This window comes from Vibrio sp. ECSMB14106 (assembly GCF_000972265.1).
Taxonomy (GTDB): Bacteria; Pseudomonadota; Gammaproteobacteria; order Enterobacterales; family Vibrionaceae; genus Vibrio; species Vibrio kanaloae.
Map to the genome: position 1 here is coordinate 137,270 of NZ_LAUM01000009.1, position 21,940 is coordinate 159,209.

A 21,940-nucleotide genomic window follows, 5' to 3' on the forward strand; every position below is an offset into this window, starting at 1 on the left:
TAGAGTAGGGGGAACCTTCTCTTAATTGATATTAAAAAAACCTGCATTGTTTGCAGGTTTTTTTTTATGGAGAGATAGAACTAGGTTAAGCTCGGATGAGCCTGCTAGCGTTTGGCTAGAATTCTATCTAAGTGGTTCGCGAACTCACGACGGTCGGTTTGAGAAAGGGTGTTTGGTCCGCCCGTTTGGATGCCACTTGAACGCATGGTATCCATAAAATCACGAATGTTGAGCCGCGCTTTAATGGTCTCTTTGGTGTAAAGCTCACCACGAGAGCTGAGTGCTTGACCACCCTTCGTGATCACTTCATCCGCTAAAGGAATGTCTGATGTAATCACGAGGTCACCGGGCTCTGTGCGTTTTACGATTTCATCATCTGCAATATCAAATCCGCTTGGCACTTGAATTGAGTGAATGTTATTGCGCTTAGGTACGGGAACTAAATGGTTTGCCACAAAGGTGCATTCAACACCTGTGCGCTCTGCTGCACGTACGATTGTTTCACGGATAACTTTAGGACAAGCGTCCGCATCAACCCATATCTTCATAGTGTTCTATTTCTCTGTTAGCTTGTTATCTGTCACTTATTGCTCTGTTGCCTAATTGACCAGTTAACTTATTGTTCCGTTAACTTAGCTTCAAGCGTGGCCACTCGAGCGGTAAGTTCAAGGATTTGCTTTTCCAGTTGGCTCACACGATCAAGCTCCGGCTCTTTTTGTGTCGCCACTTCAACCTTAGGGACACGATTGGCGCTTTTCCAACTTTTGATCGTTGTGATTAAAGCTGGCATAGGAACGGATGTGCTCATACGAGCTTTAACTAAAGCAACGGTTGGCTCTTTCCCTTGTGCTTGCAGTCCTTCAAGCACCGATTTCAACTCTTCAGAAACATCTTTTGTCAGCATGTTGACCTCCATTTTTAGTCTTTGTGCATTTTACTCGCTCCAGCAGATGATAGCGAATCATAAAACAGCCCATAGCGTGTGAGAGATCTCTTACAAGCGCTGTGAGATAACACGAATATATTTCTAGAGAGATTGATATGCATATAGGTAAGTTTTTGAATTTTATTTGTTTTATATAATTAACAACTCAGTTAGATGTGAAATGTGATGAGAATCTATTGTCCGAAATCGTAAATCGCGTAAATTAAACCTTGTCGGAAGGATGCTGACACGGAACAGGAAAGCACCAAGGATTTGGTTATCTTCAGGATGAAGATTTGGTCATTTAGGATTGAATGATCAAGCATGGAGCGTAGGACATTGTAGGGAGACAGTGAGTTGACAGGAAGTTAGCTGCAACGGAATGACAATGGACACCTTTGGGATTAAAGGGTTGGATTCGCATCAGGACGATGCAAAGGACACCGCTCAGGGAACAAGTTATGTGCGCTAACTAGGATTGTTAGCTTTCAGGATGATTGGACACCGCTAGGATGGCGAAGTAAAGGAAAGAGCTGAAGGATTACAGCCACTATTATGGATGATGCATGGAGCATTAATTAGTAGCCGGACTGCTGCGAGTAAGACCCTAGCCCTGACACTTCGGTGTCGGGGCTTTTCTTTATCTGAGTATCGCTATACAGCGTATTGTGACGTTACATTCGATGAGGCTGTAGCTCAAACCGCATCGAGCGGAATCCTACCATGGTCAGTTTGCCTTTGTAGCAGTCATCACCTAACGCTGAAAACTCAAATTGATACACGGTGTGCCAGCGCCAAATCGTGGTCAATTCATGGCGCATCTTAAGCTTATGACCACTGAAAGCGACACTTAGCAACTGTAAGTCTAGCTCTTTACACTTTCTCGCAATGGCAGTTTTCGCAAGCTCTGATTGCCTGCGCTGTTGCCAAAATAAAAAGCAAAAGAAGCACAGCATTAAAATAGCCAATAAGTTATCTATCATTTAATCCATACTTCCTTTTATCTCTTTATTCCAATCGTGATTTGATCTTGTTTTTACGAGTTATTGAGCCTTTGCCGCTTGCTGTAGTTCAACTAAGGCATTAGCAAGCTCAGGCGATGGGTTTGAGTTCAGTAAAGGTAAAAATACCATTCTCAACGTCGGAATCATCACTAAATCTGCAAATAATTGGTTGAATAGGTTTTGGTTGCCCGTTTGTGCGAGACGTAACAAGAATTGCTCAGCAATCGCAGGATCTTGTAGCGCATGCCAGCTGCGACCAGCCAAACCAATCAATACTTCTTGGTGACTTAAGCGCGGGCTAGCCAAGACTTGATGAATCACGGCGTTAGTAGTGGTTTGCTCTGCGCCAGAAAGAGCACGTACCAGTGCTGACAGTAAGAACAGATCTGGCTCTTGACTGTTAATCTCACTCTCTGCCATTTCTTGTAAGCGTTGAGCGAGCTTGTCATTGATTTGCGTATGCTCAAGCGCCCCTAGTGTTGCGTATAAAGGTTCTGAAGGCAGTTTATTCAATGCTTTGCGAATCGCGACACCATTTTGTTGGCTGCCTGAGCGAGCGCACATATCAGTGATGCCTTGTAGGCCAACGGTTTTCCAGTTGTCCCAACCGAGTTCGCCAGTGAAGTAGTGTTGAGCGTGTTCGTAATATTGGCTCGTCGCCAGGTCTAAACCTGCTCTTACTTGGCTATGGAACACGGCCATTTTGTCTTCAGAAGGCTTGAAGGTATAAGGGTTATTTGACAGCTTTTGTTGTTGCTCCTCGCTGATGTCGCCGTTTAAACGAGTGCCCATTGCTTCGATAACAAACTTCAGGAAATTACCCACATCACCTTGATGCAACAGGCCTCTTTCATCCAGTTTGAATTTTAGGAACCAGATCCAAGGTTGCTTGTGTTCGTTCCAGTAGCTAATGGCTAAGTGAGCTTGTTTTTGAAGTGGAAACGGGTACGGCTGTTTCCCTTGCTCAACATCAGAAAATAAGGTGTTGTCGATCTTCTGAATGCGACGACCTAGGTCGTAGATATCGTATTGGCAACCGCTATTTTTAAGCAACTGAGTGAGCGTGTGAATTGTTTCCATAGCAATAAAGCTCCTAACTTTCTTTCCTCAATAGATGGTACTCTATGCCCCAATTTCAAGGTCACTAGATAAATAACTTGGTGAAAAATGACAGCAGCCACAAAGTTACCTATTTTACTTCAACAATTAGAACGACAAATGCGCCAATGTTCGCTGTGGAGTGATGTTCCACCTTCGGACGAAGCTCTAGCCAGTGTTGAGCCTTTCGCGATTGATTCTCTGCAACCGGAAGAGTGGTTGCAGTGGATCTTCATCGTTAAGATCAACGCAATGGTGAATGCACAAATGAGTCTACCAAAAGGCTTCGCGATTCATCCTTACTTTGGTGAAGTGTGGAAAAATGAAGCAGGTAAGGCCGAATTGCTAGTGACGATTCAGAGAATTGATGAGGTATGCGCGTAATGTTAGAGATCATTTATCAAGATGAGTATTTTGTCGCGGTGAATAAACCTGCGGGCATGCTAGTGCATCGTTCATGGTTGGATAAGCATGAGACTCAATTTGTGATGCAAACACTGCGTGATCAAATTGGTCAGCACGTATTTCCTCTGCACCGTTTAGACCGACCAACATCTGGTGTATTGGTGTTTGCGTTGTCGAGCGAGGTTGCTTCACAGGTGATGCCGATGTTCGCTAACCATGAGATGCAAAAAACCTATCATGCGATTGTTCGTGGTTGGATAGAAGAAGGCGACACGCTCGATTATGCACTCAAGGTCGAATTGGATAAAATCGCGGATAAGTTCGCGAAAGAAGACAAAGAAGCGCAAGAGGCGGTGACGGTCTATGAACCGTTAGCAAAAGTAGAAGTGCCATATTCAACGGGGCGTTTTCCAACGAGTCGCTATTGTCTTGTTAAGATGCTGCCAAAGACAGGGCGTAAGCACCAACTGCGCCGTCATATGGCGCACTTAAGGCACCCAATTGTTGGTGATACTTCCCATGGTGATGGTAAGCATAACCGACTGTTTCGTGATGACCTCGATTCGCATCGTTTGTTACTGCATGCTTCTGAGTTGCGATTCATTAATCCTTTTACCCAAGAAGAGTTAGTGATGAAGGCTAACCTTGATGAAACGTGGCTAAGGTTGTTTGAAACCTTTGATTGGGATATCGAGTTATTAGATGCTCAAGCTTGAGTGTTCAAATAAAAGACGAATAAAAATAAAGGGTTGATAGGAATATCAACCCTTTTTAACTTCTGTGCAATCGAACGGTGAAGCCTGAGTGTTATAGGCTAACAGCCCTTGCGGGGATCATTTTAGCTTTTCTAGATCGGCTTCGATTTCTGAGATCTTACTCGAGACCACTTTCTCTAAGTGGCGTAAGTCAGTCAGAATTTTCTGCTTCACATCCATCTCAGTGGTTGGTGTTGGTTTGGTGATCTTGTTCAGTTCATCAATCACAAGCGTGAGATTACGGTTTATCTCTGTTACTTCTTTGTATTGATTGTTACCACCGCTAACAAGCACACTTTTTACTTGTCTTGGGTATTTAAACTTAACGCTTTTTGCAAACAGTTCGCCTTTCTGTTTACGGAAGTAAATCTTGAGAATATCTTTGTGTGCTTCTTGGCGAAGGGAGTAACGTTCAATCTGCTTAGGTTCGTGGATACCTAAGCCAGTGAGGTTTGGATACATAAGTGACCTCTAGTTTATGAGTGTAGTACTTTTATGTAATTGACTTAATCAATGTAGCAGCCTAACGATAAGCTAGATAGTTGATATCTGGGAATTGATTGTAAGTTGTGGGCAAGATCGCTCTCTATCTTTACCCACACTCAATAGGTTATTGAATCTGATTTCTCGGATTGCTTATTTTTGGAGCTAAATTGAGTTTCTAAGGTGCGAGTTCAGAAACATGTTCAGTTAATCTTTCTCTTAGCGCTTGTTCTTGTTCTTCAGAAAGCCTTCCTCCTGCTTCACTGGTTAGAATAAACAAATCTTCTGCTCGTTCACCTATGGTGGTGATTTTCGCTCCGTGCAAATTGATATCTAGTTCTGCAAAGGTTGCACCGACTTGAGCCAACAACCCTGGAGTGTCTAATGCTTTCAGTTCCATCAAGGAATGCTTTTTACTTTTAGTTGGTAGGAACTCAACTCGAGTTTTTACCTCAAAATGCTGCAAGTTACGTGGTGTACGACGTGTTTTTATCTTAGTAGGACGCCCATCAGATAGAACATGGGTTAAGTGTTTGGCGACCGCTTTATGCCTTGCTTCATCAATGGCCTCACCATGCTGATCTAACACAACGAAGGTATCCAAAACGTGACCATCTTTGCTGAGCATGACTTGCGCGTCGTGAACATTAAAGTTGCGTCTATCGAGTTCTGCAACCACAGTTGCAAAAAGTGCTGCTTGGTCTTTACAGTAAACGAACACCTCAGTACCACCACGAGTCGCTTTTTCGCTGATCAGCACCAAGGGTTGGCTTGGGTCTTCGAGGCGAAGCAGGTGTTCACAGTGCCAAGCGATTTGATTGTGCGTATGACGTAAGAAGTAGTCGGCTTTGAAACGCTGCCAAAGTACTTCAATTTCACGAGCGGTGAATCCTTCTTTACGCAGCAATGCGGAAGCCATTTGTTGATTGTGACGAATACGGTCTCTGACATCGACCGGGTTTTCTAGACCACGGCGTAGTGCTCGTTGTGTTGAATGAAATAATTCAGCCAATAAAGTGCGTTTCCAACTGTTCCATAGATCTGGATTCGTTGCACAAATGTCTGCGACGGTTAGACAAACCAACAGCTCTAAGGACTCTTCATCGCGCACTTTTTTGGCGAACTCTGTGATCACGTCAGGATCTTGAATATCACGGCGTTGAGCGGTGACAGACATCAATAGGTGGTTTTGTACTAACCACGATACTAGCTTGGCTTCTGGTTTAGATAATCCATGCTCAATACAGAAAGAGTAAGCTTCGACGGCACCAATCTCTGAGTGATCTCCGCCACGCCCTTTACCTATATCATGGAAGATAGCAGCAAGAATGAGTAACTCTTTCTTCTGAACTCGTGGATACACTTCGCAGCAAATAGGATGTTTGTCATGGTTCTCAATTTGACTGAAACGGTTGATGTGCTTGAGAAGACGAATACTGTGTTCATCCACGGTGTAAGCATGGAAAAGGTCAAACTGCATTTGACCAACGATTTGGCTCCACTGCGGCAAGTATGCCGAGAGCACCCCTAAATTATGCATCAGGCTAAATGCTTTATGCAGTGCGTTAGGGTGGCGAACCAACGACATAAACTTTTCACGAGCTACAGGAATGGTGTGCAAGAAACGGTTTAGTCGACGGCGTGCAGTACGTAGCTGTCGCAATGTCGGTGGGCTAACCCCTTCGATGGAAGAGTCGTTCGCGATATGGATGAACATATCGAGAATCGTTTCCGGTCGAGCCTGGAATAGGGCTGGCTTGCGCGCTTCGATCAATGTCCCTCGACGTTGGAAATCATTATCGAGAATCTCAGCTTCTTGTGTCTCACCGCCATTGATTATTGCCTGATCGAACAGTTTAAGCAGCATCTTGTTGAGCTCTGCTACGCGGCGAAGGGTTCGATAGAACTCTTTCATCATCATCTCGACACCACGGTTTCCTTCACCGGTATAACCTAGATGTTCAGCGACTTGAGCTTGATGTGCAAACGTGAGGCGATTGTCGTAACGGCGTAATTCAATATGAAGTGCAAAGCGAATGCGCCACAAGAAATCTTGGCACTCGACTAACTCACGATATTCGGCATCGGTAAGAAAGCCATACTTACTCATCTCTAATAAAGAAGTTGCACCAAAGTGTCGACGCGCAACCCAGCTTAGCGTATGGATATCTCTCAAGCCTCCAGGGGTCGATTTAATATCAGGTTCTAGATTGTAAGTGGTGTCATGGTAGCGAGCATGGCGCTCTCTTTGTTCTTGAATCTTGGCTTTATAAAAGTTCTCACTTGGCCAAAAAGAATCGGAATGAATCTTCAATTTCAGTTCTTGAAAAGTGTCTTCACTGCCACACAGTAAACGCGACTCTTGTAGATTGGTTGCAACCGTTAAATCGTCGATACCAATCTCAATACACTCTGAAACTGTTCGTACTGCATGGCCGACTTCGAGTTTCAAATCCCAAAGTAGGGTGATGAATTGACTGACTTTTTCACCAAATGCATTTGGTAGTGTCTTTTGCGAAACGACTAAGATATCAATGTCGGATAAAGGGTGTAGTTCACCACGGCCATAGCCACCTACCGCTACGAGTGATATATGTGGGAGTTTATTGAATCCGAAATGTTCCCACAATCGATTGAGGAGCAAGTCCATGTACTCGGATCGTAAGAATACTAAGTCGGTGACTGGATGATGATTTAGAAATTCATTTTTTTGATACTGCGTGAAGATTTCGAGCTGATTTTTTAATTCGCAGATTTCAATTTGTTCGTCATTGAACGTAAGAGGGCATTGATAAGGCATAGTCTGCTATCCGTGCAAGCAAATGAGAATAGTAAACAATTTAACAGAAGCTGATGGAAAATCGAAATTGAGCGGATAAAAAATATCCCCGACAACGCGAGGATACTTTTAAAAGGCTGGTTGGTGCGCTCGGTTTGATGAGCTAAGCGTTTTTCATGATACGTGGAATGGTATCATCGCTGCGTAGTGTTAGTACTTCACAGCCAGTATCGGTAACAACGAGAGTGTGTTCCCACTGAGCAGAGTTCTTGCTGTCTGCCGTATAAACTGTCCAGCTGTCTTCGTCATCTAGGCGGCAACCAAACTTACCCGCATTGATCATCGGCTCGATAGTGAAACACATCCCCGTTTTTAGCACTGTACGGTCGTTGTTTTTGTAGTGAACCACTTGTGGATCTTCGTGGAACTCAGAACCAATGCCGTGGCCACAGTAATCTTTTACGATCGAGAACTTAGCGCGTGGATTATTCTTATTGTTTGTTTTGATGTACTTCTCGATAGCAGTACCGATTTGACCAAGTTGAACTCCAGGCTTAACTTGACGCATGCCTTCGTAAAGGGCTTCTTGAGCAACCATGCATAAGCGTTTGTTTGCCGGTGATACATCACCAACTAAGAACATCTTAGATGTGTCACCATGGTAGCCTTGCGGACGAACGCTTAGGTCTGCGTTTTCGTCATCAGGTATGATTACCGTGATATCAACGTTCAGAATGTCGCCATCTTTTAGTACCGCAGGTTTGAATTGACCCGTGCTACCCGTCTCGTCTTGTGATGCTGGAATACCGTGACACACAATGTGGTTGATGGACGTACAGATTGACTTAGGGAAACCGTGGTAATCAAGTGGTGCTGAGTATGCGCCTCTTTCCATTGCGTAGTCGTGACAGATTTGGTTTAGCTCTTCTGTCGTTGTACCTACTTGGATATGAGGTTCGATCATCTCTAGAATTTCAGAAGCCAGCTTACAAGCGACGCGCATTTTTTGAATTTCTTCAGCAGTTTTAATTTTTACAGCCATTGCATATCTCTTAATTGGGTAGCACCTAAGTGTGCATATTTGGGCTATTCTAGCAGTGCAGCATTTTAGCGCAACATTCCCATACCCATTCAATGCTGGTGGAAACACTCCAAACTAAGTTAATAACGTTCTGTTTGATGATGTTGATGTGAATGGTTTAGGCCGCTATTTATAGGTAAAAACGGATGATAACGTTCATTATAGTCGTTGCCATTTTTAGAATTTTTGCTAGCCACAGATAGACAAAATATGGTATAAAGCGCGCCGGACGTCAGGACTGTTTTCTCCAATTGGCGAAACAAGCTTGTGTCCACTAACTTATTTCTTTAAATCACACACATTCCGACACATGTTCCGGGGTGCCTCAACAACGCAGATAACGGCTGAAAAGTGGTTAGTTGTTAGGGGTCGGATTCATGGGGGATGTGGAGGCCTAACCCCATAGAGGATTTTAAAATGGCAACTGTATCAATGCGCGATATGCTTAAAGCTGGTGTTCACTTCGGTCACCAAACTCGTTACTGGAACCCAAAAATGAAGCCATTCATCTTTGGTGCTCGTAACAAAGTACATATCATCAACCTAGAAAAAACTGTACCAATGTTCAACGACGCTCTAGCTGAAATCGCTAAAGTTGGCGAGAAGAAAGGTAAAGTTCTTTTTGTTGGTACTAAGCGCGCTGCATCTGAAGCTGTTAAAGAAGCTGCTATCAACAGCAACCAGTTCTACGTTAACAACCGCTGGTTAGGCGGTATGCTAACGAACTACAAAACTGTTCGTCAGTCTATTAAGCGTCTGAAAGAACTTGAAGCACAAGCTCAAGACGGTACTTTCGACAAGCTTACTAAGAAAGAAGCTCTAATGCGTACTCGCGAAATGGAGAAGCTAGAGAAGTCTCTTGGTGGTATCAAGAACATGGGCGGACTACCAGACGCTCTATTCGTAATCGATGCTGATCACGAACACATCGCAGTTAAAGAAGCAAACAACCTAGGTATCCCAGTTTACGCTATTGTTGATACTAACTCTAACCCAGACGGCGTTGACTTCGTTATCCCAGGTAACGATGATGCAATCCGTGCAGTACAGCTTTACCTAAATGCTGCTGCAGACGCGGTTAAAGAAGGTCGTAACAAAGATGTTGCTGCTGTAGCTGCTGAAAAAGACGGTTTTGTAGAAGCTGAATAATAGCGGCTCTGAGCCATATTTAGTTCACATTAAGTAATCATAATAGATGGCTTGAGGAACTGAATACAGTCAATATCAGGGGCCAATTAATGAGGCCCCTGTTTTTTATCTTTTTTAGAATTTACTGAGGAATAGAGAATGGCAACTGTAACTGCAGCTCTAGTTAAAGAACTTCGTGAACGCACAGCTGCGGGCATGATGGAATGTAAAAAAGCGCTTGTTGCTGCTGAAGGCGACATCGAGCTAGCAATTGAAAACATGCGTAAATCTGGCGCAGCAAAAGCAGCTAAGAAAGCTGGTAACGTTGCTGCTGAAGGCGCAATCATCATCAAAGAAGCAAACGGCGCAGCTGCTCTTCTTGAAGTTAACTGCCAAACTGATTTCGTAGCTAAAGATGCAGGTTTCCTTGCATTCGCTAACGAAGTTGCTGAAGTTGCTCTAGCAGAACGTCTAGAAATCGCTGATCTTCAAGCTAAATTTGAAGAAGCGCGTATCGCACTAGTAACTAAAATCGGTGAAAACATCAACATCCGTCGCGTACAATTCGTTGAAGGTGTTGCACTAGCTTCTTACCGTCACGGCGAGAAAATCGGTGTTGTTGTTGCTGGTGAAGGCGAAGCTGAAACTCTTAAGCATGTTGCAATGCACGTTGCTGCATCACGTCCTGAGTTCCTAAACCCAGAAGACGTACCTGCAGACGTAGTTGAGAAAGAAAAAGCAGTTCAAGTTGAAATCGCTATGAACGAAGGCAAACCAGCTGAAATCGCAGAGAAAATGGTTGTTGGCCGTATGAAGAAATTCACGGGCGAAATCTCTCTAACTGGTCAAGCTTTCATCATGGAGCCTAAGCAAACTGTTGGCGCTATCCTTAAAGAGAAAGGCGCTTCAGTATCTAGCTTCGTACGTCTAGAAGTTGGTGAAGGCATCGAGAAAACTGCTGAAATGAGCTTCGCTGACGAAGTTGCAGCGGTACAAAAAGGTTAATCCTTAGCGTATTGTTTGAAAAAAGACCGTGGCAATTGCTGCGGTCTTTTTATGAATAGTGACTTATTTTTTGCTCGCAATGTTAGCGGTTATGAATGCGAACTGACACCTTCAGTTTTTATCCATGACTGTTAATCACAACTCTTTGGAAGGTAAACTCCATGACTACGAACCCTAAACCAGCGTATCAACGTATTCTGTTAAAACTTAGCGGTGAAGCACTACAAGGCGAAGAAGGTTTTGGTATTGACCCGACGATCTTGGATCGTATGGCTCAAGAAGTAAAAGAATTGGTTGAACTAGGTGTTCAAGTCGGTGTTGTTATCGGTGGCGGTAACCTTTTCCGCGGTGCTGGTCTTGCTGAAGCCGGTATGAATCGCGTTGTTGGTGACCACATGGGTATGCTTGCAACGGTAATGAACGGCCTTGCAATGCGTGACGCTCTACACCGTGCTTATGTGAATGCACGTGTAATGTCAGCAATCCCTCTTAAAGGTGTGTGTGACGACTACAACTGGGCAGACGCAATCAGTCAACTACGTCAAGGTCGTGTTGTGATCTTCTCTGCTGGTACTGGTAACCCATTCTTTACTACGGATTCTGCTGCATGTTTACGTGGTATCGAAATCGAAGCTGACGTTGTTCTAAAAGCGACAAAGGTAGATGGTGTATTTACTGCTGACCCTGTAGCAAACCCAGAAGCAGAGCTGTATGATACGTTGTCTTACAATACGGTTCTTGATAAAGAACTTAAAGTAATGGATTTGGCTGCATTTACGCTAGCACGTGATCACAAAATGCCAATCCGTGTATTTAACATGAATAAACCAGGCGCACTACGTCGCGTGGTTATGGGTGAAACTGAAGGTACATTAATCAGCGACGCTGACTAATTTTTCGGGCTTACTGATGTGTTGTACTTCAGTAAGCTTATCCTTATCACTCCAAATAAAAAGCTTTCTTGAAGAAAGAACATAATCAAGGTGAAATTGTGATTAACGAAATTAAAAAAGACGCTCAAGAGCGCATGGTAAAAAGTGTTGATGCACTAAAAAACAGCCTGCAAAAGATTCGTACGGGTCGTGCTCACCCTAGCTTACTTTCTGGCATTACTGTGGAGTACTACGGTGCACCAACGCCTTTGACTCAAGTGGCGAACGTGATTGCAGAAGATGCACGAACACTAGCAATTACAGTGTTTGATAAAACACTGACGCCTCTAGTAGAAAAAGCGATCATGACATCTGACCTGGGTTTAAACCCTATGTCAGCTGGTACAGTTATTCGTGTTCCACTTCCACCGCTAACGGAAGAGCGTCGTAAAGACCTCGTAAAAATTGTTCGTGGCGAAGCTGAAGGTGGCCGTGTTGCTATCCGTAATATCCGTCGTGACGCGAATGGCGATCTAAAAGCGCTTCTTAAAGATAAAGAAATCTCTGAAGACGAAGATCGTAAAGCACAAGACGAAATTCAAAAGCTAACTGACGCTGCGGTTAAGAACGTAGATGAAGTTCTAGCAACTAAAGAAAAAGAGTTGATGGAAGTTTAACTTCACATATTCTTTTCTTTCCGGAAAAACGCTGTACTCACTGTTCAGCGTTTTTTTATGCTACTCTGTTCGACTATTAGAATTTGATTCACTCTTTTATGCATAATTCTCAAGCGTTCACAGACTCTCTTCCTAAACACATTGCTATCATCATGGACGGCAATGGCCGCTGGGCAAAAGCTCAGGGCAAACCTCGCGTCTTTGGCCATAAAAACGGCGTTCAGGCTGTTCGTAAAACCATCTCTTCTGCTGCCAGACTTGGCATTAAAGCCGTTACGTTATTTGCATTTAGTAGTGAAAACTGGCGTCGCCCTGAAGAAGAAGTCGGAATCTTGATGGAACTGTTTATTTCAGTGCTGTCGAGCGAAGTGAAAAAGCTTCATAAGAATAATCTACAACTTCGTGTTATTGGTGATAAAAGTCGTTTTAATGATCGACTACAAAAGAAGATAGAAGAAGCGGAAGCTTTGACTAGCACTAATACCGGTATGGTTATTAATATTGCGGCTAACTACGGCGGAAAGTGGGATATTCAGCAAGCAATGACCTCTATTGCTCAAAAGGTAAAGTCTGGCAATATTAATGTAGAAGACATTGATGAAGCTATGATTACACAACACCTTACGATGTCTGATATTCCTGAGGTTGATCTACTTATTCGCACCAGTGGTGAGTGCCGCATTAGCAACTTTATGCTTTGGCAGTTGGCTTACGCTGAAATGTATTTCACTGAACAATTCTGGCCAGACTTTAATGAAGACAGCTTAGTTGAAGCTGTGACTTGGTTTGTAAACCGTGAGCGTCGCTTTGGATGCACCGGCGAGCAAATTAAAGCTCTGATGGACAGTTAATAAGGATTTTTTGGTTTGAAACAACGAATTATTACGGCGTTGATTTTGGCTCCCCTAGTTATTCTAGGTATTTTTGAGTTATCACTTCCCACTTTTATTCTTTCACTATCAGTCATTGCACTGTTGGGTTATTGGGAGTGGACTCAATTTGTTGAAAGTAAATCGCGTTATTTAGCGTTGATTCCAACAGTTGTTATAAGTGCTGCAAGTTTTGCTTTTATTCCTTTTGATGCATTTAGCCTTAATAACTTATCTAGTGCTCACTACGCCATTCTAACTATTGGCTCGATTTGGTGGGTTATAGCGAGTGGTATGGCAGTGACTTACCCTAAGTCTGTGCCTGCATGGAAAGATTCATTGCTACTCCGTCATGCGTTTGGTGTCCTGACTCTGCTTCCTTTCTTCTGGAGCGTGGTTATCTTGCGTGCTAACGGTATCGATGTTGATCCTTACCATGGAGCAAAATTAGTGATGTTCGTTTGCTTACTGGTGTGGGCTGCAGACAGTGGTGCTTATTTTGCAGGAAAGAGTTTTGGTAAGCGTAAAATGGCGCCAGCGGTAAGCCCGAATAAGACGATTGAAGGTCTGGTTGGTGGCATTATTACTGCGGTGATCGTGGCTTGGATCTTTGCTGATTTGTTTGACATCCAGTTTACAAGCCCTTTCCACATGATTGTTATTACTCTTGTGACCGTCGTTATCTCTGTTCTTGGTGACCTTGTTGAAAGCATGTTTAAGCGTGTTTCTGGGGTGAAAGACAGCAGTAATCTGATTCCTGGTCATGGTGGTATACTTGATAGAATAGATAGCTTAACGGCTGCATTCCCTGTCTTTGCTCTGCTTTATTTAGCATTCTAATAAAAAGGGCAGTGATTCTGCCCTTTATTACATTTCTACGGTCATATGTGATGCGAAATCTAACTATCCTTGGCGCTACCGGCTCAATTGGTGAAAGTACACTAAAAGTCGTTGAGCAAAACTCAGACCTCTATTCGGTTGTGGCATTGGCTGCTGGCTCGAATGTTAAAAAGATGCTGGCACTCGTTGAAAAGTGGCAACCAAGCTATGTTGCTATGGCTTGCCCTGATGCAGCGTCTCTGTTGGTTGAAATGTTGTCTGCGGATTACCCGAACGTGCAAGTGCTTTCGGGAGCTGAAGGCATGTGTAAGGTCGCTTCCTTAGATGAAGTGGATACAGTAATGGCTGCGATTGTTGGTGCGGCGGGATTACTTCCTACGATGTCTGCGGTTGAAGCGGGTAAGCGTATTTTACTGGCTAACAAAGAAGCCTTGGTAATGTCTGGGCAACTGTTCATTGACGCTGTAGAAAAGTATGGTGCTGAGCTTCTTCCTGTCGATAGTGAGCACAACGCTATCTTTCAATGTCTGCCGCAAAACGTACAAACTAATCTAGGTCGTTGTGACTTGGAAGAGAACGGTATCAACCATATTCTCTTGACGGGCTCTGGCGGCCCTTTCCGCTATAGCGATATTGAAGAGCTTGAGTCTGTGACACCAGAGAGAGCGATCGCACACCCAAACTGGTCTATGGGGCCTAAAATATCTGTCGACTCTGCGACTATGATGAACAAAGGTTTAGAGTACATTGAAGCTAAATGGTTATTCAATGCCTCTCAGGAGCAATTAAAGGTCATCATTCATCCTCAGTCTGTGATTCACTCTATGGTCCAGTACAAGGATGGTTCCGTGCTTGCTCAGATGGGCGAACCCGATATGGCGACACCAATCGCCTTGACGATGTCTTACCCTGCTCGTACTGAAGCCGGTGTTAAGCCTTTGGACTTCACTAAAGTGAGCGAGCTGACCTTTTTAGAACCAGACTTTAGTCGTTATCCGTGTTTGAGGTTAGCGATTGAAGCCTGCTATCTAGGGCAACATGCAACAACGGCAATTAACGCTGCAAACGAAATTGCAGTCGACGCTTTCTTGAGTAATCAAGTGAAGTTTACCGATATTGCTGTCATTAACGAACATGTTATGAGCAAAGTATGTGAACAACATAACTCTGAGAGCTTAGATAGCTTGGAAAGCCTTCTCGAGCTAGATAATATGTCTCGTCAAATAGCCATTCAATTTATTAAAGAGCAACTAACATGAGTGGAATCCTGTGGAACTTCGCATCTTTTATTGTAGCGCTTGGCATTCTGGTCGCTGTTCATGAATTTGGACATTTCTGGGTCGCTCGTCGTTGTGGTGTAAAAGTTGAAAAATTCTCGATCGGTTTTGGTAAATCAATCTGGAGCAAAGTTGGCCGTGATGGTACTGAATATAGCCTTTCAGTGATCCCACTGGGCGGCTACGTTAAAATGCTTGATGGCCGTGTTGATGATATCTCTGAAGGACAACAACAGTACGCTTTTGACAAAAAGCCACTTTGGAAACGAACCGCGATTGTAGGAGCAGGTCCAGCATTTAACTTTATCTTTGCTGTTTTTGCATATTGGTTGGTATTTTTGATCGGTGTGCCAGCGGTTAAGCCCGTGATTGGTGAAGTGACTCCACAATCTATTGCCGCACAAGCCGGAATTGAAACTGGGATGGAACTTAAATCTGTTTCAGGAATCAAAACCGCAGATTGGGAATCAGTTAATATGGGGTTGATATCTCATATAGGTGATCAATCCATGACAGTAACGGTTGCTTCTCAAGACGATATCGGCTTTGAACAGCAAATGACATTGGATATTTCAGAATGGTCGTTCAACCCAGAAACTGAATCTGCAATGACAACGCTTGGTTTTAGACCGTACTCTCCAGAGATATCGACAGTGCTTGCTCAAGTAATTGATGATGGTGCTGCATATCATGCAGGGCTAGAAGCCGGCGATAAAATTGTTGAGATCAACGGGCAATCTATTGAACAGTGGCAGTCGGTTGTGGATCTTATTCGTGCAAACCCAGTGACCTCATTGGAGATGGTGGTGTTGCGAAATGGTATTGATAAGTCATTAGTTATGACGCCAAAAAGTCGAGAGCTTTCTGACGGCTCTACAATCGGCTATGCGGGTATTGCTCCAGAAGTCGCAGAATGGCCAGAAGATTATCGCTTTGAGTTACAATTTGGTGTAGTTGAGTCTGTAGGAAAAGCATTTGATAAAACAGGTCAAATAATCGGTTTGACGCTGACAATGCTTAAGAAGCTCATCGTTGGCGATGTTGGCTTAAATAACTTGAGTGGCCCTATTTCAATCGCTAAAGGTGCAGGTACAACCGCCGATTACGGTCTGGTTTACTTCTTAGGCTTTTTGGCTCTGATTAGTGTTAACTTGGGTATTATTAATTTAGTTCCGCTGCCTATGCTTGATGGCGGACATTTGCTCTTTTTCGCTATTGAGGCCGTTACTCGTAAACCGGTACCTGAGAGAGTTCAGGAAATGGGATACAGAGTGGGAGGGGCAATCCTCTTCTCTTTGATGGCTCTGGCAATATTTAACGATTTTACTCGTCTGTGAATGGTTTCTCACAGGCATTGGTAGTAGCAAGGAATAATTAGAATAAGTATGGCGATTAAGCAAATTCTGTTCGCAAGTCTATTGGCCACTAGTGTGGCTGCGAACGGAGCACAAAACTTTGTAGTTCAAGATATTAAGATCGAAGGTTTACAGCGTGTTGCACTTGGTGCTGCTCTACTGAAAATGCCAGTGCGTATTGGCGATGAAGTGGATGAAGGCGACGTATCTGAGATCATTCGTGCATTGTATGCTTCAGGTAACTTTGAGGACGTTAAAGTACTTCGTGATGAAGGTGTATTGATTGTTCAAGTTCAAGAACGACCAACCATTGCAAGTATTTCATTCTCTGGTAACAAAGCGATCAAAGAAGAGCAGCTTCAGCAGAACCTTGATGCGTCTGGTGTTCGTGAAGGTGAAGCGCTTGACCGCACAACGCTGAGTAATATAGAGAAAGGTCTTGAAGACTTTTACTACAGTGTTGGTAAATATAACGCGACAGTTAAAGCGGTAGTCACGCCTTTGCCGCGTAACCGTTCAGACCTTAAGTTTGTGTTTACTGAAGGTGTGTCCGCTAAGATTCAGCAAATCAACTTTATCGGTAATGAAGTTTTCTCTGATGCTGACCTGCTTAGCCGTTTCAACCTCAATGTAGACGTTTCATGGTGGAACTTCCTTGCGGATGAGAAGTACCAGAAGCAAGTCTTAGCCGGCGATATAGAAGCGCTGAAATCGTACTACCTTGATCGTGGTTACCTTAAATTTAAAGTGGACTCAACACAGGTTGCTATCTCTCCTGATAAGAAAGGCGTTTATATCACGCTGGGTATTGATGAAGGTGAAGCTTACACCGTTAAAGATGTCGCATTTCGTGGTGAGCTTATTGGCCGTGAGGCGGACTTTGATGCTCTAGTACCCTTTGAAGATGGCGATACGTACAACGGCTCCTCTGTGACTTCACTAGAAGAAGGCGTAAAACGTATTCTTGGTGAGTCTGGTTATGCTTACCCACAAGTTCGTACTATTCCAGAATTCAATGACGAGACGAAAGAAGTTTCGCTCGTTATCAATGTAGAAGCGGGTAGCCGTATCTACGTGCGCGATATTCGTTTTACGGGTAACAACTCAACTAAAGATGAAGTGTTACGTCGTGAAATGCGTCAAATGGAAGGCAGCTGGCTCAACTCGAAATCAATCGATACCGGTAAGAGTCGCCTGAACCGTTTAGGTTATTTTGAAACCGTGGATGTACAAACGGTTCGTGTTCCTGGCAGCGAAGACCAAGTCGATTTGGTTTATAACGTTAAAGAAGCGAATTCGGGCAGCATTAACTTTGGTGTCGGTTATGGTACTGAGTCAGGTGTGAGCTTCCAAGTTGGCCTACAACAAGACAACTTTGCAGGTTCAGGTAACCGAGTTGGCGTAAGCGCCATGATGAATGATTATCAAAAGAATATAAGCTTAGATTACCGAGACCCATACTGGAATCTTGATGGTGTGAGTTTAGGTGGTAAGATCTTCTACAACGAATTTGAAGCATCTGAAGCGGGTATTGTCGATTATACTAACCAAAGTTATGGTACAAGCCTAACATGGGGGTTCCCTATGGATGAGCTGAACCGTATTGAGTTTGGTGTCGGCTACACGCACAACAAGATCGGTAATGTTCCGACTTATATTCAGGTTGAACAGTTTGCACGAAGTATTGATCAATATGGTGATGAACACATATTAACTGATGACTTTGACATCAATATTTCTTGGACTCGTAACAATCTTAACCGTGGTTTCTTCCCTACCGAGGGTAATCACCAACGTGCTTTCGCCAAAATGACAGTACCAGGCTCTGATGCTAAGTACTTTAAAGCTCAGTACGATGTAAAACATTACATACCGCTGACCAAAAAGCATGAGTTCACACTATTGATGCGCGGCCGATTAGGCTATGGTAATGGTTATGGTCAAACGGATGGTAACGATAACTTGTTCCCATTCTACGAGAACTACTACGCGGGTGGCTTTACAACCCTACGTGGTTTTGGCTCTAACTCAGCTGGCCCAAAAGCAGTTTACGGAAGCAGTACGGGGAACAACCCGACTTATAGCTCTGCAACCGATGATTCAGTTGGTGGTAACGCGGTTGCTTTGGCAAGTTTAGAGTTAATCGTACCAACACCGTTTGCTTCTGACGAAGCTCGTAGTCAGATCAGAACCAGTGTCTTCTTTGACATGGCAAGTGTATGGGATACTGAATTCGTAGATCGCGGCGCACCTAATAGTGGCCGCCAGTATTACTACGACTACTCTGATCCAACAAACTACCGTTCATCTTATGGTGCTGCGCTTCAATGGATGTCACCGATGGGCCCACTGGTTTTCTCTCTAGCGAAACCAATTAAAATTTACGAAGGTGATGACGAAGAATTCTTTTCATTCACCATTGGTAGAACTTTCTAATATTTAAAGGACAATATTTTGAAAAATATGATTAAAGCAGCAGGTTTAGGCCTTGTAGTTCTTAGCTCTTCTTTCTTTGCAACAGCGGCAGAAGCTGCGCAAAAAGTGGGTTATGTAAACACTGCACAAGTATTCCAGGCTCTACCTCAGCGCGAAGTTGTTCTTCAAAAAATGCAGGAAGAGTTTAAAGACAAAGCGGCTGAGCTACAAAGTATTCAAGCTGAAGCCAAAACGAAGATTGAAAAGCTTAAGCGTGATGGCGAGCTACTGGGTCCTGACGAAGTTGAGAAGCTTCGTATCGAAGTCGGTCAACTAGACAGCAAGTACAAAATCAAAGCTCAAGCACTAGAAAAAGCAAGCCAACGTCGTGAAGCACAAGAGAAACAGAAGCTATTCAAAGTGATTCAAGATGCTGTAACAAAAGTTGCAGAGAAAGAAGGCTACGACATGATCGTTGATATTCAAGCTTTGCAATACGGCAAGCCAGAATACAATATCTCTGAGAAAGTAATTAAAGCACTGAAATAAGTTTTTATGAAGAACCTGACTTTAGCCGAATTGGCAACAATTACCGGTGGAGAGCTACATGGAGACGGGACTATTACCGTTTCAGCAGTTGCTCCTATGGATAAAGCGCGAGAAGGTAACATTACGTTCCTTTCTAACGTGAAGTACAGCAAGCACTTAGGTGACTGTAAAGCATCCGCTATTATGGTCAAAGAGAGTGAGCATGAACTTTGTAAGACTAACGTAATTGTGGTTAATGACCCATATGTTGCTTTTGCTAAAGTGGCTCAAGCGCTTGATACTACTCCTGCACCTGCTGCGGCTATTGCTGATTCAGCTTCAATTTCAGGTGATGCGATCATTGGACAACATGTGTCTATTGGTGCGAATGCTGTGATTGAGTCTGGTGTGGTACTTGGTGATGACGTAAGCATCGGTGCTGGCTGCTTCATTGGTAAAAACGCAAAAATTGGCACCGGCACTAAGCTGTGGGCTAATGTTAGCATTTACCATGAAGTTGTGATTGGCGAAGCATGTCTGATTCAATCAAGCACGGTCATCGGATCTGATGGCTTTGGTTATGCGAACGAGAAAGGTGAGTGGGTTAAGATACCGCAAGTCGGTTCAGTTCGTATTGGTAACCGAGTAGAAATCGGTGCGTGTACTACTATCGACCGTGGTGCTTTGGACGATACAGTGATTGAAGATAACGTTATCTTAGATAACCAACTTCAAATTGCTCACAATGTTCACATCGGATATGGTTCAGCTCTTGCTGGTGGTACTATTGTGGCTGGCAGCACGACGATAGGTAAGTACTGTATTATTGGTGGCGGTTGTGTGATTAATGGTCATATTGAAATCGTTGACGGCGTTACAATCACCGGTATGGGGATGGTAATGCGCAGCATCACTGAGAAAGGCATGTACTCTTCGGGTATTCCTTTACAGCCAAATAAAGATTGGCGTAAAACGGCAACGCGTGTACATCGTATTGATGAAATGAACAAGCGTCTGAAAACCGTTGAAAAACTTATCGAGAAGAGTGCGGAATCATAATTCCAGCATTTCTAATAAAAGGCTCGCGTACAGCGAGTCTTTTTCGTTTATAATCCTTCTAATTAAATAAAGAATATACATAGGAATACGACTTTGACTACTGAACAGACAACGATGAACATTACTGAAATTCAGGAACTATTACCTCATCGCTACCCATTCTTAATGGTTGATCGTGTGACTAGCTTTGAAAAAGCAAAAACACTCACCGCGATTAAGAATGTTTCTGTTAATGAACCTCAGTTTACGGGCCACTTTCCAAAGCTTCCAGTATTCCCAGGTGTGTTGATTTTAGAAGCAATGGCACAAGCAACAGGTCTTCTTGCATTTAAATCTTTTGGTTCACCTTCAGGTAATGAGCTTTACTATTTTGCTAGCGTAGATAAAGCTAAATTTCGTAAGCCAGTAGTACCAGGTGATCAATTGGTTATCGAAGTTGAATTCTTAAAAGAGCGTCGTGGTATCGCATCGTTTAACGGCGTTGCTAAAGTTGATGGCGTAGTTGTATGTTCAGCTGAACTTAAATGTGCTCGTAGAGAGTTTTAATATGATTCATGAAACAGCGAAAATTCACCCGGCAGCAGTAATCGAAGGTGATGTAACTATCGGTGCTAACGTGACGGTTGGGCCTTTCACTTACATTGCTGGTAACGTGACTATTGGTGACGACACTGAAGTGATGTCGCATGTTGTGATCAAAGGTCACACAACCATTGGTAAAGAAAACCGTATCTTCCCACACGCTGTTATTGGTGAAGAAAACCAAGACAAGAAATACGGCGGTGAAGAGACTACCGTTGTGATCGGTGATCGCAACGTGATTCGTGAAGCGGTTCAAATCCACCGTGGTACGGTTCAAGACAAAGCAACCACAGTGATTGGTGATGACAACTTACTTTGTGTTAATGCTCACGTAGCGCACGATGTTATTGTTGGTAATCATACTCATATTGGTAACAACGCTATCCTTGGTGGTCACGTGACTGTTGGCGATTACGCTGGTGTTATGGCACTTTCTGCGATTCACCCGTTCTGTTCGATTGGCTCTTACGCTTACATTGGTGGCTGTTCTGCAGTTGTTCAAGATGTACTGCCGTACGTGCTTGCACAGGGTAACCACGCGGCTCCATTCGGTCTTAACCTAGTGGGCTTGAAGCGTAACGGATTTGAGAAGCCAGAAATTCGAGCACTACAGAAAGCGTACAAAGAGTTATACCGTTCAGGCAAAACACTTGAAGAAGCGAAAGCGGCTTTAGTTGAAATGGCGAAAGAGTTTACTTCGGTGGCCCCTATGCTAGAAATGCTAGAGAACTCTGAGCGCGGTATTATTCGTTAATACTTGGTGTGATTGGTATAAAAAAAGATCGCTACTCGTTAGGCGGTCT

The 21,940-nt window shown here is 43.7% G+C and carries 22 protein-coding genes; 15 read left to right on the top strand and 7 right to left on the bottom strand.

Annotated features, from left to right (window positions below; translation table 11 throughout):
* Positions 1-104: 104 nt before the first annotated feature.
* The 4 genes from WR49_RS08440 to WR49_RS08455 all read right to left on the bottom strand — a co-directional run bounded on the left by WR49_RS08440 (position 105) and on the right by WR49_RS08455 (position 3,009).
* Positions 105-548: a YaiI/YqxD family protein gene (locus WR49_RS08440; protein ID WP_046223704.1), complete on the bottom strand. Its 444-nt coding sequence runs from the start codon at positions 546-548 to the stop codon at positions 105-107.
* A 68-nt stretch (positions 549-616) separates the two neighbouring features.
* Positions 617-904: a hypothetical protein gene (locus WR49_RS08445; RefSeq protein WP_017056294.1), complete on the bottom strand. Its 288-nt coding sequence runs from the start codon at positions 902-904 to the stop codon at positions 617-619.
* Between the two features lie 695 nt (positions 905-1,599).
* Complete coding sequence (locus WR49_RS08450) at positions 1,600-1,908, bottom strand: DUF3301 domain-containing protein (RefSeq protein ID WP_046223705.1); 309 nt, start codon at positions 1,906-1,908, stop codon at positions 1,600-1,602.
* A gap of 60 nt (positions 1,909-1,968) precedes the next feature.
* Positions 1,969-3,009, bottom strand: a complete 1,041-nt coding sequence (locus WR49_RS08455; protein WP_046223706.1) for a DUF3549 family protein — start codon at positions 3,007-3,009, stop codon at positions 1,969-1,971.
* Between the two features lie 87 nt (positions 3,010-3,096).
* On the opposite strand from WR49_RS08455, the gene WR49_RS08460 reads away from it, so the two are divergent.
* Positions 3,097-3,411, top strand: coding sequence for a YqcC family protein (locus WR49_RS08460; protein ID WP_046223707.1), 315 nt, complete (start codon positions 3,097-3,099; stop codon positions 3,409-3,411).
* Entirely contained in the window at positions 3,402-4,148 is a 747-nt protein-coding gene (truC, locus tag WR49_RS08465) for a tRNA pseudouridine(65) synthase TruC (RefSeq protein ID WP_082082754.1), read from the top strand. Before WR49_RS08460 ends, truC begins: the two co-directional genes overlap by 10 nt.
* A 117-nt stretch (positions 4,149-4,265) precedes the next feature.
* Here truC and WR49_RS08470 read toward each other — a convergent pair whose 3' ends face one another.
* The 3 genes from WR49_RS08470 to map form a co-directional block, all read right to left on the bottom strand.
* Complete coding sequence (locus WR49_RS08470; RefSeq protein WP_017056299.1) at positions 4,266-4,649, bottom strand: DUF3461 family protein; 384 nt, start codon at positions 4,647-4,649, stop codon at positions 4,266-4,268.
* Between the two features lie 199 nt (positions 4,650-4,848).
* Positions 4,849-7,470 (bottom strand): bifunctional uridylyltransferase/uridylyl-removing protein GlnD, encoded by a 2,622-nt coding sequence (glnD, locus tag WR49_RS08475; RefSeq protein ID WP_046223709.1) that lies wholly within the window; start codon positions 7,468-7,470, stop codon positions 4,849-4,851.
* Positions 7,471-7,612: 142 nt separating this feature from the next.
* Complete coding sequence (gene map, locus WR49_RS08480; RefSeq protein WP_046223710.1) at positions 7,613-8,491, bottom strand: type I methionyl aminopeptidase; 879 nt, start codon at positions 8,489-8,491, stop codon at positions 7,613-7,615.
* A gap of 456 nt (positions 8,492-8,947) precedes the next feature.
* Here map and rpsB point away from each other — a divergent pair, with 456 nt between their 5' ends.
* The 13 genes from rpsB (at position 8,948) to lpxA (ending at position 21,891) form a co-directional block, all read left to right on the top strand.
* Entirely contained in the window at positions 8,948-9,679 is a 732-nt protein-coding gene (rpsB, locus tag WR49_RS08485) for a 30S ribosomal protein S2 (protein ID WP_032547899.1), read from the top strand.
* A gap of 138 nt (positions 9,680-9,817) precedes the next feature.
* Positions 9,818-10,663, top strand: a complete 846-nt coding sequence (tsf, locus tag WR49_RS08490; RefSeq protein ID WP_046223711.1) for a translation elongation factor Ts — start codon at positions 9,818-9,820, stop codon at positions 10,661-10,663.
* A 161-nt stretch (positions 10,664-10,824) separates the two neighbouring features.
* On the top strand, positions 10,825-11,556 hold the full coding sequence (gene pyrH / locus WR49_RS08495; protein ID WP_017056304.1) for a UMP kinase: 732 nt from the start codon (positions 10,825-10,827) through the stop codon (positions 11,554-11,556).
* A gap of 98 nt (positions 11,557-11,654) precedes the next feature.
* Positions 11,655-12,212 (top strand): ribosome recycling factor, encoded by a 558-nt coding sequence (gene frr, locus WR49_RS08500; protein WP_017056305.1) that lies wholly within the window; start codon positions 11,655-11,657, stop codon positions 12,210-12,212.
* A 98-nt stretch (positions 12,213-12,310) separates the two neighbouring features.
* Positions 12,311-13,063 (top strand): isoprenyl transferase, encoded by a 753-nt coding sequence (locus WR49_RS08505; protein WP_017056306.1) that lies wholly within the window; start codon positions 12,311-12,313, stop codon positions 13,061-13,063.
* A gap of 15 nt (positions 13,064-13,078) precedes the next feature.
* Positions 13,079-13,921, top strand: a complete 843-nt coding sequence (locus WR49_RS08510; protein WP_046223712.1) for a phosphatidate cytidylyltransferase — start codon at positions 13,079-13,081, stop codon at positions 13,919-13,921.
* A 50-nt stretch (positions 13,922-13,971) separates the two neighbouring features.
* Positions 13,972-15,180, top strand: a complete 1,209-nt coding sequence (gene ispC, locus WR49_RS08515) for a 1-deoxy-D-xylulose-5-phosphate reductoisomerase (protein WP_046223713.1) — start codon at positions 13,972-13,974, stop codon at positions 15,178-15,180.
* Positions 15,177-16,535: a sigma E protease regulator RseP gene (gene rseP, locus WR49_RS08520; RefSeq protein ID WP_046223714.1), complete on the top strand. Its 1,359-nt coding sequence runs from the start codon at positions 15,177-15,179 to the stop codon at positions 16,533-16,535. The genes ispC and rseP overlap by 4 nt, the downstream gene beginning before the upstream one ends.
* Positions 16,536-16,583: 48 nt before the next feature.
* On the top strand, positions 16,584-18,989 hold the full coding sequence (gene bamA / locus WR49_RS08525; RefSeq protein ID WP_046223715.1) for an outer membrane protein assembly factor BamA: 2,406 nt from the start codon (positions 16,584-16,586) through the stop codon (positions 18,987-18,989).
* A 27-nt stretch (positions 18,990-19,016) separates the two neighbouring features.
* Positions 19,017-19,517, top strand: coding sequence for an OmpH family outer membrane protein (locus WR49_RS08530; protein WP_017056311.1), 501 nt, complete (start codon positions 19,017-19,019; stop codon positions 19,515-19,517).
* A gap of 6 nt (positions 19,518-19,523) precedes the next feature.
* Complete coding sequence (gene lpxD, locus WR49_RS08535) at positions 19,524-20,555, top strand: UDP-3-O-(3-hydroxymyristoyl)glucosamine N-acyltransferase (protein WP_046223716.1); 1,032 nt, start codon at positions 19,524-19,526, stop codon at positions 20,553-20,555.
* A gap of 93 nt (positions 20,556-20,648) precedes the next feature.
* Entirely contained in the window at positions 20,649-21,101 is a 453-nt protein-coding gene (fabZ, locus tag WR49_RS08540; protein ID WP_029626974.1) for a 3-hydroxyacyl-ACP dehydratase FabZ, read from the top strand.
* Between the two features lies 1 nt (position 21,102).
* On the top strand, positions 21,103-21,891 hold the full coding sequence (gene lpxA / locus WR49_RS08545) for an acyl-ACP--UDP-N-acetylglucosamine O-acyltransferase (RefSeq protein ID WP_017056314.1): 789 nt from the start codon (positions 21,103-21,105) through the stop codon (positions 21,889-21,891).
* Positions 21,892-21,940: the final 49 nt, after the last annotated feature.

Bases quoted from the DNA above. Each gene is read 5' to 3' on its own strand.
- WR49_RS08505 (WP_017056306.1), top strand. From the start codon at position 12,311: ATGCATAATTCTCAAGCGTTCACAGACTCTCTTCCTAAACACATTGCT.
- WR49_RS08445 (WP_017056294.1), bottom strand. From the start codon at position 904: ATGCTGACAAAAGATGTTTCTGAAGAGTTGAAATCGGTGCTTGAAGGA.
- WR49_RS08460 (WP_046223707.1), top strand. From the start codon at position 3,097: ATGACAGCAGCCACAAAGTTACCTATTTTACTTCAACAATTAGAACGA.
- lpxD (WP_046223716.1), top strand. From the start codon at position 19,524: ATGAAGAACCTGACTTTAGCCGAATTGGCAACAATTACCGGTGGAGAG.
- WR49_RS08440 (WP_046223704.1), bottom strand. From the start codon at position 548: ATGAAGATATGGGTTGATGCGGACGCTTGTCCTAAAGTTATCCGTGAA.
- WR49_RS08450 (WP_046223705.1), bottom strand. From the start codon at position 1,908: ATGATAGATAACTTATTGGCTATTTTAATGCTGTGCTTCTTTTGCTTT.
- WR49_RS08470 (WP_017056299.1), bottom strand. From the start codon at position 4,649: ATGTATCCAAACCTCACTGGCTTAGGTATCCACGAACCTAAGCAGATT.
- ispC (WP_046223713.1), top strand. From the start codon at position 13,972: ATGCGAAATCTAACTATCCTTGGCGCTACCGGCTCAATTGGTGAAAGT.
- WR49_RS08530 (WP_017056311.1), top strand. From the start codon at position 19,017: ATGATTAAAGCAGCAGGTTTAGGCCTTGTAGTTCTTAGCTCTTCTTTC.
- rseP (WP_046223714.1), top strand. From the start codon at position 15,177: ATGAGTGGAATCCTGTGGAACTTCGCATCTTTTATTGTAGCGCTTGGC.
- pyrH (WP_017056304.1), top strand. From the start codon at position 10,825: ATGACTACGAACCCTAAACCAGCGTATCAACGTATTCTGTTAAAACTT.
- tsf (WP_046223711.1), top strand. From the start codon at position 9,818: ATGGCAACTGTAACTGCAGCTCTAGTTAAAGAACTTCGTGAACGCACA.
- map (WP_046223710.1), bottom strand. From the start codon at position 8,491: ATGGCTGTAAAAATTAAAACTGCTGAAGAAATTCAAAAAATGCGCGTC.
- bamA (WP_046223715.1), top strand. From the start codon at position 16,584: ATGGCGATTAAGCAAATTCTGTTCGCAAGTCTATTGGCCACTAGTGTG.
- truC (WP_082082754.1), top strand. From the start codon at position 3,402: ATGCGCGTAATGTTAGAGATCATTTATCAAGATGAGTATTTTGTCGCG.
- WR49_RS08455 (WP_046223706.1), bottom strand. From the start codon at position 3,009: ATGGAAACAATTCACACGCTCACTCAGTTGCTTAAAAATAGCGGTTGC.
- glnD (WP_046223709.1), bottom strand. From the start codon at position 7,470: ATGCCTTATCAATGCCCTCTTACGTTCAATGACGAACAAATTGAAATC.
- lpxA (WP_017056314.1), top strand. From the start codon at position 21,103: ATGATTCATGAAACAGCGAAAATTCACCCGGCAGCAGTAATCGAAGGT.
- rpsB (WP_032547899.1), top strand. From the start codon at position 8,948: ATGGCAACTGTATCAATGCGCGATATGCTTAAAGCTGGTGTTCACTTC.